Below are 16,801 nucleotides of genomic sequence, written 5' to 3'. Positions count from 1 at the left end.
ACTGAACTCCTTATTTACCGCGAACCAAAGGAAGATTCTCTCCGCTCCAGCCGGAAATGCCTTCTTTCAGTACCGTTACGTTTTCAAAGCCTGCTTTATGCAGTGCGTTTGCAGATTCCTGCGCCTGCATGCCGGTACCGTCGACAACGATAATCGGCTGGGCCTTATGCTTATCCAGCTCGCCGATGTTGTTCGCTTTGATTTCCGCTGGCAGCAGGTTAATTGAACCTGCAATGTGCCCTTTACGGAAGTCATCACGCTGGCGAAGATCGACCACGACGGCATCTTCTTTATTGATCAGACGGGTCGCTTCACCGCGAGTGATCACCTTAATTTTAGACGTCAGGCCCTTAAACGTGGTGAAAAGCACGGCGACCAGCAGGCCAATCCACGCGATGCTCAGAACCGGGTGGCGGCTGACAAATTGCATAATTTCTTGCATGGGGGGTACTAACTCCCGACTAAGTGATTAAAAAAACCAGGAGAGGAGTATACCTGCGCGTTGTGGCAAATACAGCCAGTGTCATAAAGCTAATCCATTTTCTGCGGCCTGCCACGAAAAAAAATGGCTGAAAATAACCTCTAAGCCGGTTTGTGACCGCGCTTTCTTTGATCTTCCGAGGCTATTTTATCGATTCAGCTGTAGTAAAATTACGCAAATTTTTTGTCTCTTGAGCATGAGGTTGTCGCAATGTCGGTTTCTAAAAAACCTATGGTACTGGTCATTCTTGATGGTTATGGCTATCGCGAAGAAAGCCAGGATAACGCCATTCTTAACGCCAAAACCCCGGTTATGGATGCGCTGTGGGCAAAACGTCCTCACACCCTGATTGATGCTTCCGGTCTGGAAGTGGGTCTGCCGGATCGCCAGATGGGCAACTCCGAAGTGGGACACGTTAACCTGGGCGCGGGCCGTATCGTGTATCAGGACCTGACTCGTCTGGACGTGGAAATCAAGGAGCGCACTTTCTTTGCCAACCCAACGCTGACCGGTGCCGTTGATAAAGCCGTTGCGGCAGGCAAAGCCGTTCACATCATGGGCCTGCTTTCTGCGGGTGGCGTTCACAGCCACGAAGACCACATCATGGCGATGGTTGAGCTGGCCGCTGAACGCGGTGCTGAAAAAATTTACCTGCACGCGTTCCTCGATGGCCGCGATACGCCACCGCGCAGCGCCGAAGGCTCGCTGAAAGCGTTCGAAGACAAATTTGCCGCGCTGGGTAAAGGCCGCGTGGCATCCATCATTGGCCGCTACTACGCCATGGACCGCGACAACCGCTGGGATCGCGTTGAGCAGGCCTATGACCTGATGACGCTGGCGAAGGGCGAGTTCCAGTTCGCGACCGCCGTTGAAGGCCTTGAAGCCGCTTACGCGCGTGATGAAAACGACGAGTTCGTGAAGGCGACCGTTATCCGCGCAGAAGGTCAGGCCGATGCGGCAATGGAAGACGGCGATGCGCTGATCTTCATGAACTTCCGCGCTGACCGTGCGCGCGAAATTACCCGCGCCTTTGTAAACAGCGATTTCGACGGCTTCGCGCGTAAAAAAGTGGTGAAACTCGACTTCATCCAGCTGACCGAATACGCGGCAGACATCAAAGCCCCTTGCGCTTATCCACCAGCATCCCTGGAAAACACCTTTGGCGAGTGGATGGCGAAGAACGACAAGACGCAGCTGCGCATCTCCGAAACCGAAAAATATGCGCACGTGACCTTCTTCTTCAACGGCGGCGTAGAAGAGGCGTTCAAAGGTGAAGATCGCATTCTGATCAACTCCCCGAAAGTGGCGACCTACGATCTGCAGCCGGAAATGAGCTCCGCCGAGCTGACCGAAAAACTGGTTGCGGCGATCGAAAGCGGCAAGTACGACACCATCATCTGTAACTACCCGAACGGCGATATGGTTGGCCATACCGGCGTGATGGAAGCGGCGGTTAAAGCGGTTGAAGCGCTGGATAACTGCGTTGAGCAGGTGACAAAAGCGGTTGAATCCGTTGGCGGCCAGCTGCTGATCACCGCCGACCACGGCAACGCCGAGCAGATGCGCGATCCGTCTACCGGACAGGCGCATACGGCCCACACCAACCTGCCGGTTCCGCTGATCTATGTCGGTGATAAATCACTGAAAGCGGTAGAAGGCGGCAAGCTTTCCGACATCGCGCCGACCATGCTGACGCTGATGGGTATGGAAATCCCGAAAGAGATGACTGGCAAGCCGCTGTTCATCGTGGAATAATCGCTCCCCATGAGGGGAAAGGCGATTTTTTCAATCACATGGGTCGTGAAGCCGTTACGGTTATCAGTCAGACCTCTGCTTTACGCCAGCGCGCTCAGCGCTGGCGTATTGCTGTGCGCCCAATCCGCCCACGCGGACGACCGCGACCAGCTTAAATCTATTCAGGCCGATATCGCCGCCAAAGAGCGCGCGGTGCGCCAACAGCAACAGCAGCGTTCGGTACTGCTTGCCCAGCTTAAGCAGCAGGAAGAAGCGATCTCCGCTGCCGCGCGCAAGCTTCGTGAAACCCAAAACACCCTCGCCCAGCTGAATAAGCAGATCGATGACATGAACGCGTCGATTGCCAAACTCGAGCGCCAGCGGGACGCGCAGGAGCGCACGCTTGCGGCGCAGCTTGACGCGGCGTTTCGCCAGGGCGAGCACACCGGCCTTCAGCTGATCCTGAGCGGAGAAGAGAGCCAGCGCGGCCAGCGCCTGCAGGCCTACTTTGGCTATCTCAACCAGGCCCGCCAGGAGACCATCGCGCAGCTGAAGCAGACGCGTGAAGAAGTCACCACCCAAAAAGCCGAGCTGGAAGAGAAGCAAAGCCAGCAGCAGACGCTTCTCTACGAGCAGCAGGCCCAGCAGGCGAAGCTCGAACAGGCGCGTAACGAGCGTAAGAAAACCCTTTCCGGCCTCGAGTCCTCCATTCAGCAGGGGCAAAGCCAGCTGAGCGAGCTGCGCGCTAACGAATCTAAGCTGCGTAACAGCATTGCCCGTGCGGAAGCCGCCGCCAGGGCCCGCGCCGAGAAAGAGGCGCGCGAGGCGCAGGCCGTGCGTAACAAGCAGCAGGAAGCCTCACGTAAAGGCACCACCTATAAGCCAACCGAAAGCGAACGCTCCCTGATGTCGCGCACCGGCGGCCTCGGCTCCCCGCGCGGTCAGGCCTACTGGCCCGTTCGCGGCACGATCCTGCATCGCTATGGCGAACAGCTGCAGGGTGAGCTACGTTGGAAGGGGATCGTTATCGGTGCGTCTGAAGGTAGCGAAGTGAAAGCCATCGCCGATGGCCGCGTCATCCTCGCCGACTGGCTGCAAGGTTACGGGCTGGTGGTGGTGGTTGAACACGGTAAAGGCGATATGAGCCTGTACGGCTACAACCAGAGCGCGCTGGTCAGCGTCGGCACTCAGGTGCGCGCCGGCCAACCCATCGCCCTTGTGGGCAGCAGTGGCGGTCAGGGCCGCCCGTCACTCTATTTCGAAATTCGTCGCCAGGGTCAGGCGGTCAATCCACAGCCGTGGTTGGGAAGATAAGTTTTGCTTCACTTTCGCCGAATTGTTCTCTCCGTCGTCAGCGCTCTGGCGCTGGCTGGACCGGTTTACGCAGGCAAACTTGCCATTGTGATTGATGACTTCGGTTATCGCCCGCATAACGAAAATCAGGTGCTGGCGATGCCGCAGGCCATCTCCGTCGCCGTTCTGCCGAATGCCCCGCACGCCCGCGAGATGGCAACCAAAGCCCACAACAGCGGGCACGAGGTTCTGATCCATCTGCCGATGGCACCGCTCAGCAAGCAGCCGCTGGAAAAAGACACGCTGCGCCCGGAGATGAGCAGCGACGAGATCGATCGCATCATCCGCGATGCGTACGACAAAGTGCCTTACGCCGTCGGGCTGAACAACCACATGGGCAGCGCGATGACGTCCAGCCTGTACGGTATGCTCAAGGTGATGCAGTCGCTCGAACGCTACAACCTCTACTTCCTCGACAGCATGACCATCGGCAACAGCCAGGCGATGCGCGCCGCGCAGGGAACGGGCGTGAAGGTGATTAAGCGCAAGGTGTTTCTCGACGATACCCAGAACGAAGCGGATATTCGCGTGCAGTTTAACCGCGCGGTGCAGCTGGCGCGCCGGAACGGCTCGGCGATTGCCATCGGCCACCCGCATCCGTCTACCGTTCGCGTGCTTCAGCAGATGCTCCCGACGCTGCCTTCCGACATTACGCTGGTTCGCCCGAGCGACCTGCTGAACGAGCCGCAGGTGGATACGTCGCGTCCTGGCAATGCGCAGCCGCCGGTAACGCAGCCGCGCAATCCGTTCCGCGGCGTAAAAAACTGCGCGCCAAAGCAGCCGCTTGAGCCGGTCCACGCGACGCGCTTCTTCACGGTGATTGGGGAAAGCATTGGCGAAAGTACGCTGGTGAAATATTTCCAGCATCAGTGGCAGGGCTGGGGAAACAGCGCCTCATCATCGCGTTGATCCACGCCCATAAAAAAAGCGCCCGAAGGCGCTTTTTTTTACTTAATCCCAGCTCAGGATCACCTTCCCTGACTGGCCCGAACGCATCGCGTCGAAGCCTTTCTGGAAATCATCAATCCCGAAGTGGTGGGTGATGATTGGGGTCAGATCCAGGCCGGACTGAATCAGCGCCGCCATCTTGTACCAGGTTTCGAACATCTCACGGCCATAGATGCCCTTGATGAACAGCCCCTTGAAGATGACCTTGTTCCAGTCGATGGACATATCCGACGGCGGAATCCCCAGCATCGCGATACGCCCGCCGTGGTTCATGGTGTCCAGCATGGTGCGGAACGCCGGCGGCGCGCCGGACATCTCCAGACCCACGTCGAACCCTTCGGTCATGCCCAGCTCGGCCATCACGTCGTTCAGACTCTCTTTAGACACGTCAACCGCGCGGGTGACGCCCATTTTGCGCGCCAGCGACAGACGGTACTCGTTCACGTCGGTGATCACCACGTTACGCGCGCCGACGTGCTTCGCCACCGCGGCCGCCATGATGCCGATTGGGCCCGCGCCGGACACCAGCACGTCTTCACCAACCAGGTCGAACGACAGCGCGGTGTGTACCGCGTTGCCGAACGGGTCAAAGATGGAGGCCAGATCGTCAGAGATGTTGTCCGGGATTTTGAACGCGTTGAACGCCGGGATCACCAGGTATTCCGCGAAGCAGCCCGTGCGGTTCACGCCCACGCCGACGGTATTGCGGCACAGGTGCGTGCGTCCGCCGCGGCAGTTACGGCAGTGGCCGCAGGTGATATGGCCTTCGCCGGAGACGCGGTCGCCAATCTTAAAGCCTTTCACTTCCTGGCCGATGCCAACCACTTCACCCACGTATTCGTGGCCGACAACCATCGGAACGGGAATGGTTTTCTGCGACCACTGGTCCCAGTTGTAGATGTGAACGTCCGTACCGCAGATGGCGGTTTTACGAATTTTGATCAGCAGATCGTTATGACCGACTTCCGGCTCCGGCACGTCGGTCATCCAAATCCCTTCTTCCGCTTTCAGTTTGGATAACGCTTTCATCACACGTCCTCAGGCAATGACGCCCAGCTGTTTACCGATGCGGGTAAAGGCTTCTACCGCACGCTCAATTTGTTCAGGCGAATGCGCCGCAGACATCTGGGTGCGGATACGCGCCTGACCTTTTGGCACCACCGGGAAGAAGAACCCGGTGACGTAAATCCCCTCTTTTTGCAGCTCGCGGGCAAATTTCTGCGCCACCACCGCGTCGCCAAGCATCACAGGGATGATCGCGTGGTCAGCACCGGCCAGGGTGAAGCCTGCCGCGCTCATTTTTTCACGGAACAGGCGCGCGTTGGACCACAGGCGGTCGCGCAGTTCAGCGCCGGACTCGACCATCTCCAGCACCTTGATGGAGGCGGCAACGATCGCCGGAGCCAGGGAGTTGGAGAACAGATACGGGCGGGAGCGCTGGCGCAGCCACTCCACCACCTCTTTGCGCGCGGCGGTATAGCCGCCGGACGCGCCGCCGAGCGCTTTGCCCAGCGTGCCGGTGATGATGTCCACGCGGCCCATGACGTCGCAGTATTCGTGCGAGCCGCGGCCGTTTTCGCCGACAAAGCCAACGGCGTGGGAGTCATCGACCATTACCAGCGCGTCGTACTTATCGGCCAGGTCGCACACGCCCTTCAGGTTGGCGATCACGCCGTCCATGGAGAACACGCCGTCGGTGGCGATTAGCACGTGGCGAGCGCCGGCCGCGCGCGCCTCCTTCAGGCGTTCTTCCAGCTCGACCATATCGTTATTGGCGTAGCGGAAGCGCTTCGCTTTGCACAGGCGCACGCCGTCAATGATGGAGGCGTGGTTCAGGGCGTCGGAGATAATCGCGTCTTCAGCGCCGAGCAGGGTCTCAAACAGGCCGCCGTTGGCGTCGAAGCAGGAGGAGTAGAGGATCGCGTCTTCCATTCCGAGGAAGTTGGCCAGCTTCTGCTCGAGCTGCTTGTGGCTGTCCTGCGTGCCGCAGATAAAGCGCACGGAGGCCATGCCGAAGCCGTGGGAGTCCATGCCGCTTTTCGCCGCGGCAATCAGCTCTGGGTGATTCGCCAGACCTAAGTAGTTGTTCGCACAAAAGTTGATCACGTGGCTGCCGTCGGCAACGGTGATGTCCGCCTGCTGTGCAGACGTGATAATACGCTCTTCTTTGAACAACCCTTCCGCGCGGGCGGTGTCGAGGTCGCTGTTTAACTGTTTGTAAAAATCACCACGCATTGCATTCTCCAGACTCGGCAAATTTCGGGACATATTACCCAAACCTATACTTCATGACGAGATGACGCAGTATCTCTTGTCGTTTTTGCAGCATAAATCACGCGTACCCCTGTGCGGTGAAGGTGAATGAAGCCTGAGCATTGTGATGATATGATAAAGAGATTAGCGTTCGGGATTGTCCCCGACTCACACTTCAAAGGTTACAGTTATGATCATCGTTACCGGCGGCGCGGGCTTTATCGGCAGCAACATCGTTAAGGCCCTCAATGACAAAGGCATCACCGACATCCTGGTGGTGGATAACCTGAAAGACGGCACCAAGTTTGTGAACCTGGTGGATCTGAACATCGCTGACTATATGGATAAAGAAGACTTCCTTATCCAGATTATGGCGGGTGAAGAGTTCGGCGAGATCGAAGCCATCTTCCACGAAGGCGCGTGCTCTTCCACCACCGAGTGGGACGGCAAGTACATGATGGACAACAACTATCAGTACTCCAAAGAGATCCTGCACTACTGCCTGGAGCGTGAAATTCCGTTCCTGTACGCCTCTTCCGCGGCGACCTACGGCGGCCGCTCCTCTGACTTTATCGAATCCCGCGAATACGAACAGCCGCTGAACGTCTACGGTTACTCCAAGTTCCTGTTCGACGAATACGTGCGTCAGATCCTGCCGGAAGCGAACTCGCAGATCGTTGGCTTCCGCTACTTCAACGTTTACGGCCCGCGCGAAGGCCACAAAGGCAGCATGGCGAGCGTGGCGTTCCACCTGAACACCCAGCTGAACAACGGCGAAAGCCCGAAACTGTTCGAAGGCAGCGACGGCTTCAAGCGCGACTTCGTCTACGTGGGCGACGTGGCGGCAGTGAACCTGTGGTTCTGGGAAAACGGCGTATCCGGCATCTTTAACCTCGGCACGGGCCGCGCGGAATCCTTCCAGGCGGTGGCCGACGCGACGCTGGCGTACCACAAAAAAGGCAGCATCGAGTACATTCCGTTCCCGGATAAGCTGAAAGGCCGTTACCAGGCGTTCACCCAGGCTGACCTGACTAACCTGCGCAAAGCGGGCTACGACAAGCCGTTCAAGACCGTTGCCGAAGGCGTAACGGAATATATGGCCTGGCTGAATCGCGACGCGTAAGTATGAGAATTCTGGTGATCGGCCCGTCATGGGTGGGCGACATGATGATGTCGCAAAGTCTCTATCGCACGCTCAAGGCGCGCTATCCCCAGGCAATCATCGACGTGATGGCACCCGCGTGGTGCCGTCCGCTGCTGTCGCGCATGCCGGAAGTCAACGAAGCGATCCCGATGCCGCTCGGCCACGGGGCGCTGGAAATTGGCGAACGCCGCAAGCTTGGGCATAGCCTGCGCGACGCGCGCTACGACCGCGCGTATGTCCTGCCTAACTCCTTTAAGTCTGCTCTCGTGCCCTTCTTTGCGGGCATTCCCCACCGCACCGGCTGGCGCGGTGAAATGCGCTACGGCCTGCTGAACGACGCGCGCGTGCTGGATAAAGAGGCGTGGCCGCTGATGGTCGAGCGCTATGTGGCGCTGGCCTACGACAAGGGCGTGATGCGCAGCGCGAAAGATCTGCCGCAGCCGCTGCTGTGGCCGCAGCTGCAGGTTAACGACGGCGAAAAATCCCAAACCTGCAGCGCGTTTGGTCTTTCCCCTGAGCGCCCGATGATCGGCTTCTGCCCCGGCGCAGAATTCGGCCCGGCGAAGCGCTGGCCGCACTATCACTATGCGGAACTGGCCAAAGAACTTATCGACGAGGGCCACCAGATCGTGCTGTTTGGCTCCGCGAAGGATCACGACGCGGGCAACGAAATTCTCGCCGCGTTAAGTACCGAACAGCAGGCCTGGTGCCGTAATCTGGCCGGGGAAACCCAGCTGGAGCAGGCCGTTATTCTGCTTGCCGCCTGCAAAGCCGTGGTAACGAACGACTCCGGCCTGATGCACGTCGCCGCCGCGCTGAACCGCCCGCTGGTGGCGCTGTACGGCCCAAGCAGCCCGGACTTCACGCCGCCGCTGTCCCACAAGGCGCGCGTCATTCGCCTGATCACCGGCTACCACAAAGTCCGTAAAGGCGATGCCGCTGAAGGCTATCACCAGAGCCTGATCGATATCACGCCGCAGCGCGTCCTCGAAGAGCTTAACGAACTGCTGTTGAGCGAAGAAGGGTAACGCATGCGGGTATTGATCGTTAAAACGTCCTCCATGGGGGATGTGCTCCACACCCTGCCGTCGCTGACGGACGCCATGCGCGCCATTCCCGGCATTCGCTTTGACTGGGTGGTTGAAGAAGGCTTTGCCCAGATCCCCACCTGGCATGAGGCCGTGGACCGCGTGATACCGGTGGCGATCCGCCGCTGGCGCAAGGCGTGGTTCTCCGCGCCGATCAAAGCCGAGCGCCAGGCCTTTCGCGATGCCGTACGCTTACAGCATTACGATGCCATTATCGACGCGCAGGGGCTGGTCAAAAGCGCCGCGCTGGTCACCCGTTTGGGGCGTGGCGTTAAACACGGCATGGATTGGCAAACTGCCCGCGAGCCGCTGGCGAGCCTGTTCTACAGCCGTCGGCACCACATCGCCAAAGACCAGCATGCGGTAGAACGCATCCGCGAGCTGTTTGCCAAAAGCCTGGGCTATGCAAAACCGGACGCGCAGGGTGACTACGCGATCGCGCAGCGTTTCCTGCTTGAAGGCGAAGACGCGCAAAAACCGTATTTCATCTTCCTGCACGCCACCACGCGCGATGATAAGCACTGGCCGGAATCCCATTGGAAAGCGCTCATCCAGCTGCTGGCCGACCAGGATATTGAGATTCGACTGCCGTGGGGCGCACCCCATGAGGAAGCGCGGGCGAAGCGGCTGGCGGAAGGCGCGGCGAATGTGACGGTTTTACCGCGCATGAGCCTTGAGAACGTTGCGCGGCAGCTGGCAAATGCTAAACAGATTGTTTCGGTAGACACCGGCCTTAGCCATCTCAGCGCAGCGCTAAGCCGCCCTAACGTCACGCTTTACGGGCCAACAGATCCAGGATTGATTGGCGGCTATGGGCAAAATCAGCATTATCTCCTTTCAAAAAGCGGATTAATGTCCGATATTTCGCCGCAGGAAATTTATGATTTTATTAAAGGAACAGGAGCGTTTTGATGCGCAAGCTTCATATTATTAACCTCGCAAAGATGGGCGGTGTCGAGCGTCTGTTCCTGCAATATATCAATGACGCGACTTCAGCAGACGATATTATTTTTTGCATCAGCAACCATATCGGTCCTGAAATCGAGCAGCACTTAACGGGTAAGAAAATAACCTTTGTTAACAGAATCATAAATTCTGTCACGGTGAAATACCCCGTCTTTATGCGAAAATTCGCGCTACAGACAAAACTGTGGTTTGCGAAGCCCGATGCGGTGATTATCTGGGATCTGATCCCCGGTTTTGCAGGAAAACCTTCGCGGGGAAAAGTCATCTATTACGATCATGGCTGCTCATGGCGGTATGCGCACAGCAAAAAGAATCTGGCGTTTTTCGCGCTGCTCGACGGATGTATCTCGGCTGCCAAAGCCTCGAAGCGCGTTGTGGAGCTGCGCTTCGATCCTGACTGCCCGGTGAAAACCGTGATCAACCGCATTCAGCCGCCGCCGGGGATAAACCGGGGTGAAAAAACGCTGACGGCGCCGCTGCGTTTAGGCGTCGCTGCCCGCCTCGTAGGACTAAAAGGTATCAGCGTGGCGCTGCTGGCGCTCAAAACGCTTCAGGATCGCGGTATGGACGTGACGCTGGATATTGCCGGAAAAGGGCCGGATGAAGAGGCTTTTCGCCAGCTGGCAGATAAACTCGGCATCACCAAGCACGTGAAATTTTTAGGCTTTCAGGACGATTTGACCGGCTTTTTCAACGCTATCGATATCTATCTGAGTACGCCTGTGACTGAACCCTTTGGGCTGTCCTGCATGGAAGCCTTGTTCTATGGCGTGCCGGTGATTTTCCCGATGATTGACGGGCAGCCGGAAGTGGTTGAAGACGGCGTATGCGGCGTAGGCATCGTGCCTGACGTCTCTCCGGAAGCGCATAAAACGTTAACCGGAATAAATGTGAATTTCCCCTATGACGTCTATTCTCCAGAGCAGGACCGTATGGTGAGCCCGATGCTGATGGACCCTAACGCCGTCGCGAATGCCGTTATAAAAATTGCTGGCGATGATTATGCGACATGGCGTGCAAACGCATTTACGCATGTCGCTCAACATTTTGATTATAAAAATTTTATTAGCGAATTTAACGCTACAATTCTGGAAGTTGTTGATGAAAACAATAAAAGATAAGCTTTCGCTCGACGTGGTACTTTTTATTGCTTTTTTAATGATGTTAGCATCTCAGTATCTGCTTATTTTTGATTCTGCTCGCCCTCGAAAAATTTTCTACACGGCGGGTTATGTGGCTATTTTGGCGATGTTTATATGCTATAAACGGATCCACAGGCCTATAGAAAACCTTATGCCGACGCTTGCATCGTTATTTCTTGCGGGATCCATTCTCATTTGGGTTGCGATGTTCAAAAACGACGGCGCCTATTGGGATGTTTACAACAGCTATGAAACATCCGGCAAAATTATTTTGCTGTTCGCCGTGCTCATCTTTATTTTTTCCAACTTCAGAATAAGACATAACCCTCAGCTGCTGGACGCCATTTTCATTATCGGTGGTATTTTAACCAACCTGTATGCGATCCATCAGTACAACTTCCATTCGGAACAGCGAATTGAACTCGGTTTCGATCGGGCAACGGTGGCAGCCTATATTATTACGGTCATCGATATTCTGATGCTCCATGCGGTATTAAATCGCCATGGCTGGGTCAGATACGTGCTCTTCGCTTTTACCATTGGCCTGACGTTCAGTGCGATTATTTTCACGGGCACACGGGCTGCAATTTTGAGCTACCCCATTTTGTGTCTGCTTTTGGCATTTACCCACGGCAACGTTAACAAGCAGCATCTTATAAAGATAATTTTATGCCTGTCCTGTTTATTAGCGGCGGGGGTTTATATCTTCCACAAGCCGCTGGAGACGCGCCTGCACGCCCTGCAAAGCGATATTAAGAAGTTTCAGGTTAGTAATAATAGCCGCACCTCTGTCGGTGCCCGCGTGGCAATGGTCCAGGTCGGTGCAGAGACGGGTTCGGCGGCTCCTTTGGGGCAATCTGCAGAAGCACGTAATGCGTTAATTAAGCAGCTTGCGAAAAAAGACAGCTCGCTTAGTGGTTCCGTCCCGTATATGAACGTTCACTTGCATAATGAATTAATTGATAACTACTCCCTGCGCGGCGTTGCTGGCGCGGCCGCACTCATACTCTTTTACCTCGCACTCCTCTGGTGCTCGTGGCGAAATCGAAACTCTACCCTGATGGTTATCACGCTTAGCCTGATCGTCTACGGCTTAAGCGATGTTATTTTCTTCAGTCGGGAAGGATTGATTGTCTATGTTATTGGGCTTTTGACGGCGATGGTGTTTTTGGGGAAAAGAAACGATCTGTCTGTCGAGGCTGCAACGCCTCATCCCGCCAGGTAATCAAAGATGCCCCTGGGCAAAACGTTCAGGGGCATGATACAAATCCGCGCAGGCCTCACCTTTACCGAAGAATAGCCCCTACACGCTCGTTTTACGCTGGTAGTACTCTGCCAGCGTCATGCCTTCGCACTGGTTTTGCAGGAAGCTGAACAGCGCGTCCAGATCGTCATACAGCCCTTCAATTTCTGCATCGGTTTTAAACGTTGGGCTGCCGCCCGGCATGTATTCCGAGGAATGCAGCATGTATTCAACGTAATCGCTGCCCTGCTCGAGGGTTTGCTGAACGACGCGTTTCATCGTGTCGACGTTGCCACCCGCTGGACGCAGCCAGTTGACGGAAGGCGAGCGAACTTTACCTCTCAGGCGGTCGTAGCCCTGCTTGAGAGTATTAATCAGCGCGGAATGCTTGTGCTGAATGCTCATTGGCACCTCGAGCAGCGAAGAGGTTCCGGGCTTACTGATGTCGTTCTCATCCATAAAGTAGGCATGGTGTGGGAAATGACGATAGTCCGTACCGCCCGTCCCCTGCGGCGCGCCTTTTGCCGTGCGCCAGTCCACTTTCGGCGTAACCGAACAATCAACCTGATAACCGAGCTCCACCAGCAAACGCGCGTAGCGCTCATCAAATGCCCAGCGGCCCGCCCGGTGGCTGACCATTTTGGTCTGGAAGGTGTCTTCCAGCAGGTGCGTCATAAACTCGACTTTCTCCCGCATCTGCGCATCGGGATATTCGATAAGATAGGGCTTGTAGCGCCAGTCGTCGTCCGTCAGCGGCACTTCCGGCGGGCTGTTCCAGGCATGCAGATGCATCCCCACTTCGCCGGTTCCGCGCGCAATGACGTCACGCGCAAACTCCACGTAAAACGGATCGACCGCCATCTCGTAGTTGGTCAGATAAACCGGTTTAAAACGGTATTTTTCACAGAGCGCTTGAAAACGCGGTAAGAAGCGCGCGTTTTCGGTGGTGATACTGCTGTGCTTCTGCCAGAGGTTATCCCCTTCAGTATCAATCGTTATCAGAAACGCCGGTTTAGTCATTGGGACCATCCTTACAGTGTTACGCTACCCCTCGCTAGGGTAACACAAAGCTTTTCTCAGTCAGACTAATCACCTAAAATCGACCATTGGGCCTCAGGCGAAGAGTTAAGCATGACCTTAAAAACATCCTCCGGGAAACCGATGACCCCCTCTCGTATTCTGATTATCAAACTACGGCACCATGGGGATATGCTGCTGGTTACACCGGTCGTTCATGCACTGAAAGAACGCTACCCTGATGCCGAGATCGACGTTCTTCTCTATGAAGAAACCCGGAGTATGCTGTCAGCCTACGGCGAAATCCACCACATTTATGCCATCGACCGCCGCTGGAAAAAGCAGGGGGTCCGCTTCCAGATTAGCCAGGAATGGCAGCTTCTCTCTCAGCTTCGCCAGAAGCGCTATGATCTTGTGCTCAACCTGGCCGACCAGTGGCGCAGCGCCATTATCACGCGCTTTACCGGCGCGCCGCGGCGCATTGGCTTTGCCTTCCCGAAACGTAATCATCCGCTGTGGAAAGCCTGCCATACCGATCTCGTCTCTACCGAGGATCACGCTGGCCTGCATACCGTAGAGCAAAACCTGTCCATTCTTGCTCCGCTGGGCATCGACGCCCGCACCGCGCCCGCCACCATGGCCTATACGCCAGATGACTGGCAGTTCTGTCAGTCTCTGCTGCCTGAAAATGCGGGCAGCTATGTTGTCGTTCAGCCGACGTCGCGCTGGTTCTTCAAATGCTGGCGGGAAGAGAGAATGGCCGAGGTTATCCGGGCGCTCACCGATGCCGGTCATCGCGTGGTCATCACATCCGGTCCGGACGAGAAGGAGCGCCAGATGGTCGATACCATCCTTTCCGGCTGCCGAAGCGATAAAACGCTCACGCTCGCCGGACAGCTAACGCTACGCCAGCTGGCGGCGCTCATCGACCATGCTTCACTCTTTATTGGCGTCGACTCGGTCCCGATGCATATGGCGGCCGCGCTGCAAACGCCGCTCATCGCCCTGTTCGGCCCGTCTAAGCTGACGTTCTGGCGCCCCTGGCAGGCCAAAGGAGATGTTATCTGGGCGGGGGATTACGGGCAGCTTCCCGATCCCGACGACATTGATACCCGCACCAGCGAACGCTATCTGGATTTGATCCCCGCTTCCGTCGTGATTGACGCGGCGAAAAGGTTGTTACATGAATAAATATCGCCTGGCGATCGTCAGACAAAAGTACCGCCCGGACGGCGGCGCTGAACGGTTCGTTTCGCGCGCGCTCGAAGCGCTGGACGCTCAGGATCTTGAGCTTAACGTGATTACCCGCGAGTGGGACGGCCCGGTCAAGCCCGAGTGGCACATCCATATCTGTAACCCGATGAAGTGGGGCAGAATCAGCCGCGAGCGCGGTTTCGCCCACGCCGCCCGAAAATTATGGCAGGCCGAGCAGTTTGACCTCGTTCAAAGCCACGAGCGAATTCCCGGCTGCGATCTGTATCGCGCAGGCGATGGCGTTCACTCCCGATGGCTTGAGCAGCGCTGCCGTATTCTGCCCGCATGGCAGCAAAAGCGCCTGCTTAACGATCGCTATCACCGCTATGTCATTCAGGCGGAAAAAGAGATGTATCACGCCAGCGAGCTACGCGGCGTGATTTGCAACTCTGAGATGGTTAAACGCGAGATCGTTGAGGATTTTGGCATTTCTGAGAACAAAATCCGGGTCATTTATAACGCCATTGATAGCCAGCGCTTCCTGCCGCCTTCTGAAGAGGCGCTGCAGGCGCTACGCCAGCAGTGGCACATCCCCGAAAAGGCGAGCTGCCTGATTTTTGTCGGCTCCGGCTTTGAGCGCAAAGGCCTGAGCGCCGCGATTCAGGCGATTGCCCCGACCGATCGTCATCTCCTGGTCGTCGGTAAAGATAAAGACCAGCCACGCTACCAGCAGCTTGCGAAAGCGCTGGGCTGCGAAGCGCGAGTCCACTTTTTTGGCGTTCAGCAGGAAACGCTGCCGTTTTACCAGATGGCGGACGGCCTGCTGCTGCCCACGCTTTACGATCCGTTCCCTAACGTCATTCTGGAAGCAATGGCCTGCGGCCTGCCTGTCATCTCCAGCACGGGCTGCGGCGGCGCCGAGTTTATCCAGCAGGGCGTCAACGGCTACGTCTGCGACGCGCTGGACGTTAGCGCGCTGACGCAGGCGGTGATGGCGTTACCTGCCCGCGCGTTAGGCTCAGATCCCGCGCTACGCGCCAGGGAGCGCATTATGGGCTGCACATCTGAACGCCTGTCGACAGAGCTGGTTGCTTTTTATCAGGCACTTCTGGAGAAAAAATGAGAATTTTGCTCGTCATTGATGGCCTGCCCGGCGGTGGCGCGGAAAAAGTGGTGTTAACGCTGGCGGAGAACTTTATTCGTAAAGGCGACCGCGTTTCGCTTTTCTCACTCAGGGACGTTTGCGCCTACCCGCTGCCGGAAGGGCTGGACTACCGCGTTATCGCCGACCGCTGCCGGACGCCGTGGCGCAAGCTCACCGAACTCTCGCGTCGGGCCGCGCAGCTGGACCGCGCCATCGCTGAAGCGGAGCAGGAGGGCAAATTCGACCTGGTGCTATCCAACCTGCACAAAACCGACCGCATCGTGGCGCGCAGCAAGCATCTGAGGCATCACAACCTCTGGTTTTGCCTGCATGGCGTGTTCTCCGCCTCCTACCTCGGCAACAAAACCGGGCTCTCCCGCTGGCTTAAAAAGCAAAAAATTAAGCGCGTTTATCAGCAGCAGCGCGTGGTTGGCGTGTCGCGCGCCGTGGGGCAGGATCTGATTGACGCGTTTGACGTTACGCCAGCAAAGCTGTGTACGATTTACAACCCGTTCGATCTTGACGCTATCCGGGAAAACGCGCAGGCACCCTGCGAAATGGCGGGCGAAGATTATCTTATTCACGTTGGCCGCTTTCACGCGGCAAAGCGTCACGACCGCCTGATTGAAGCTTACGCAGAAAGCGGCATTCGCGCGCCGCTGGTGCTGCTGGGTCAGGGAAATGCTGAACAGGAGGCACGTCTGCGGGAACTGGCCGCGCGTTCGGGCGTCGGCGACAGGGTGCTTTTCAAAGGGTTCCAGACCAACCCGCTCCCGTGGATTAAGCATGCGCGCCTGCTGGTTGTCAGCTCGGACAGCGAAGGTTTTGGCAACGTGCTGGTAGAAGCGCTCATCTTAGGGACCGCGGTGGTCAGTACCCGCTGTCCGGGAGGCCCGGTCGAGATTTTGACCGGTGTTTTGCAGCAGGGCTTGAGCGAGCTGAACAGCCACGATTTGGCCCGGACGATGCGAAGCATCTACGATTGTCCGCCGGCAATCGACACCACCCAGCTTGCGCGATTCGACGTCAACACGATATGCGAAGAATATCGCAACCTTCATCGCTAACTTGACGATCCCATTGTCTATTAATAG

15 protein-coding genes are annotated in these 16,801 nt (G+C 56.9%); 11 read left to right on the top strand and 4 right to left on the bottom strand.

Annotation, left to right across the window (positions count from 1 at the left end; translation table 11 throughout):
- Positions 1 to 10: 10 nt before the first annotated feature.
- Positions 11 to 442: a rhodanese-like domain-containing protein gene (locus AB8804_RS09900; protein WP_371185474.1), complete on the bottom strand. Its 432-nt coding sequence runs from the start codon at positions 440 to 442 to the stop codon at positions 11 to 13.
- A 249-nt stretch (positions 443 to 691) separates the two neighbouring features.
- On the opposite strand from AB8804_RS09900, the gene gpmM reads away from it, so the two are divergent.
- The 3 genes from gpmM to AB8804_RS09885 are packed head-to-tail and all read left to right on the top strand — an operon-like array spanning position 692 to position 4,477.
- A complete protein-coding gene (gpmM, locus tag AB8804_RS09895; RefSeq protein ID WP_371185472.1) occupies positions 692 to 2,236 on the top strand; it encodes a 2,3-bisphosphoglycerate-independent phosphoglycerate mutase in 1,545 nt (514 codons plus the stop codon).
- A 33-nt stretch (positions 2,237 to 2,269) separates the two neighbouring features.
- Positions 2,270 to 3,529: a murein hydrolase activator EnvC gene (gene envC / locus AB8804_RS09890; protein WP_371185603.1), complete on the top strand. Its 1,260-nt coding sequence runs from the start codon at positions 2,270 to 2,272 to the stop codon at positions 3,527 to 3,529.
- A 3-nt stretch (positions 3,530 to 3,532) separates the two neighbouring features.
- A complete protein-coding gene (locus tag AB8804_RS09885) occupies positions 3,533 to 4,477 on the top strand; it encodes a divergent polysaccharide deacetylase family protein (RefSeq protein WP_371185470.1) in 945 nt (314 codons plus the stop codon).
- Positions 4,478 to 4,519: 42 nt separating this feature from the next.
- Here the strand turns inward: AB8804_RS09885 and tdh are convergent, their stop codons facing one another.
- Both tdh and kbl read right to left on the bottom strand, forming a co-directional pair.
- Entirely contained in the window at positions 4,520 to 5,545 is a 1,026-nt protein-coding gene (gene tdh, locus AB8804_RS09880) for an L-threonine 3-dehydrogenase (protein ID WP_371185468.1), read from the bottom strand.
- A 9-nt stretch (positions 5,546 to 5,554) separates the two neighbouring features.
- Positions 5,555 to 6,751 (bottom strand): glycine C-acetyltransferase, encoded by a 1,197-nt coding sequence (gene kbl, locus AB8804_RS09875; RefSeq protein WP_371185466.1) that lies wholly within the window; start codon positions 6,749 to 6,751, stop codon positions 5,555 to 5,557.
- 208 nt (positions 6,752 to 6,959) lie between these two features.
- On the opposite strand from kbl, the gene rfaD reads away from it, so the two are divergent.
- From rfaD to AB8804_RS09850, 5 genes are read left to right on the top strand one after another with little or no spacing between them, the layout of a single operon-like run.
- Entirely contained in the window at positions 6,960 to 7,892 is a 933-nt protein-coding gene (rfaD, locus tag AB8804_RS09870; protein WP_371185464.1) for an ADP-glyceromanno-heptose 6-epimerase, read from the top strand.
- Positions 7,893 to 7,894: 2 nt separating this feature from the next.
- The gene (gene rfaF / locus AB8804_RS09865) at positions 7,895 to 8,941 is read left to right on the top strand and encodes an ADP-heptose--LPS heptosyltransferase RfaF (RefSeq protein ID WP_371185462.1); all 1,047 of its coding nucleotides are present in this window, start codon (positions 7,895 to 7,897) and stop codon (positions 8,939 to 8,941) included.
- A gap of 3 nt (positions 8,942 to 8,944) precedes the next feature.
- Entirely contained in the window at positions 8,945 to 9,913 is a 969-nt protein-coding gene (gene rfaC / locus AB8804_RS09860) for a lipopolysaccharide heptosyltransferase RfaC (RefSeq protein WP_371185460.1), read from the top strand.
- Positions 9,913 to 11,088: a glycosyltransferase gene (locus AB8804_RS09855; RefSeq protein WP_371185601.1), complete on the top strand. Its 1,176-nt coding sequence runs from the start codon at positions 9,913 to 9,915 to the stop codon at positions 11,086 to 11,088. The genes rfaC and AB8804_RS09855 overlap by 1 nt, the downstream gene beginning before the upstream one ends.
- Positions 11,069 to 12,334: an O-antigen ligase family protein gene (locus AB8804_RS09850; protein ID WP_371185458.1), complete on the top strand. Its 1,266-nt coding sequence runs from the start codon at positions 11,069 to 11,071 to the stop codon at positions 12,332 to 12,334. Before AB8804_RS09855 ends, AB8804_RS09850 begins: the two co-directional genes overlap by 20 nt.
- Before the next feature lie 78 nt (positions 12,335 to 12,412).
- Here AB8804_RS09850 and AB8804_RS09845 read toward each other — a convergent pair whose 3' ends face one another.
- A complete protein-coding gene (locus AB8804_RS09845) occupies positions 12,413 to 13,372 on the bottom strand; it encodes a polysaccharide deacetylase family protein (RefSeq protein WP_371185456.1) in 960 nt (319 codons plus the stop codon).
- Between the two features lie 111 nt (positions 13,373 to 13,483).
- Here AB8804_RS09845 and rfaQ point away from each other — a divergent pair, with 111 nt between their 5' ends.
- From rfaQ to AB8804_RS09830, 3 genes are read left to right on the top strand one after another with little or no spacing between them, the layout of a single operon-like run.
- Entirely contained in the window at positions 13,484 to 14,560 is a 1,077-nt protein-coding gene (rfaQ, locus tag AB8804_RS09840) for a putative lipopolysaccharide heptosyltransferase III (protein WP_371185454.1), read from the top strand.
- The gene (locus AB8804_RS09835; RefSeq protein ID WP_371185452.1) at positions 14,553 to 15,686 is read left to right on the top strand and encodes a glycosyltransferase family 4 protein; all 1,134 of its coding nucleotides are present in this window, start codon (positions 14,553 to 14,555) and stop codon (positions 15,684 to 15,686) included. Before rfaQ ends, AB8804_RS09835 begins: the two co-directional genes overlap by 8 nt.
- Complete coding sequence (locus AB8804_RS09830) at positions 15,683 to 16,774, top strand: glycosyltransferase (protein WP_371185450.1); 1,092 nt, start codon at positions 15,683 to 15,685, stop codon at positions 16,772 to 16,774. The genes AB8804_RS09835 and AB8804_RS09830 overlap by 4 nt, the downstream gene beginning before the upstream one ends.
- Positions 16,775 to 16,801: the final 27 nt, after the last annotated feature.

Origin of the sequence: Enterobacter sp. KBR-315C3_2022 (assembly GCF_041399425.1) — a bacterium.
Taxonomy (GTDB): domain Bacteria; phylum Pseudomonadota; class Gammaproteobacteria; order Enterobacterales; family Enterobacteriaceae; genus Enterobacter.
Note: the sequence above shows the minus strand (reverse complement) of the source record. Positions and strands in the feature narration are given on the sequence as shown.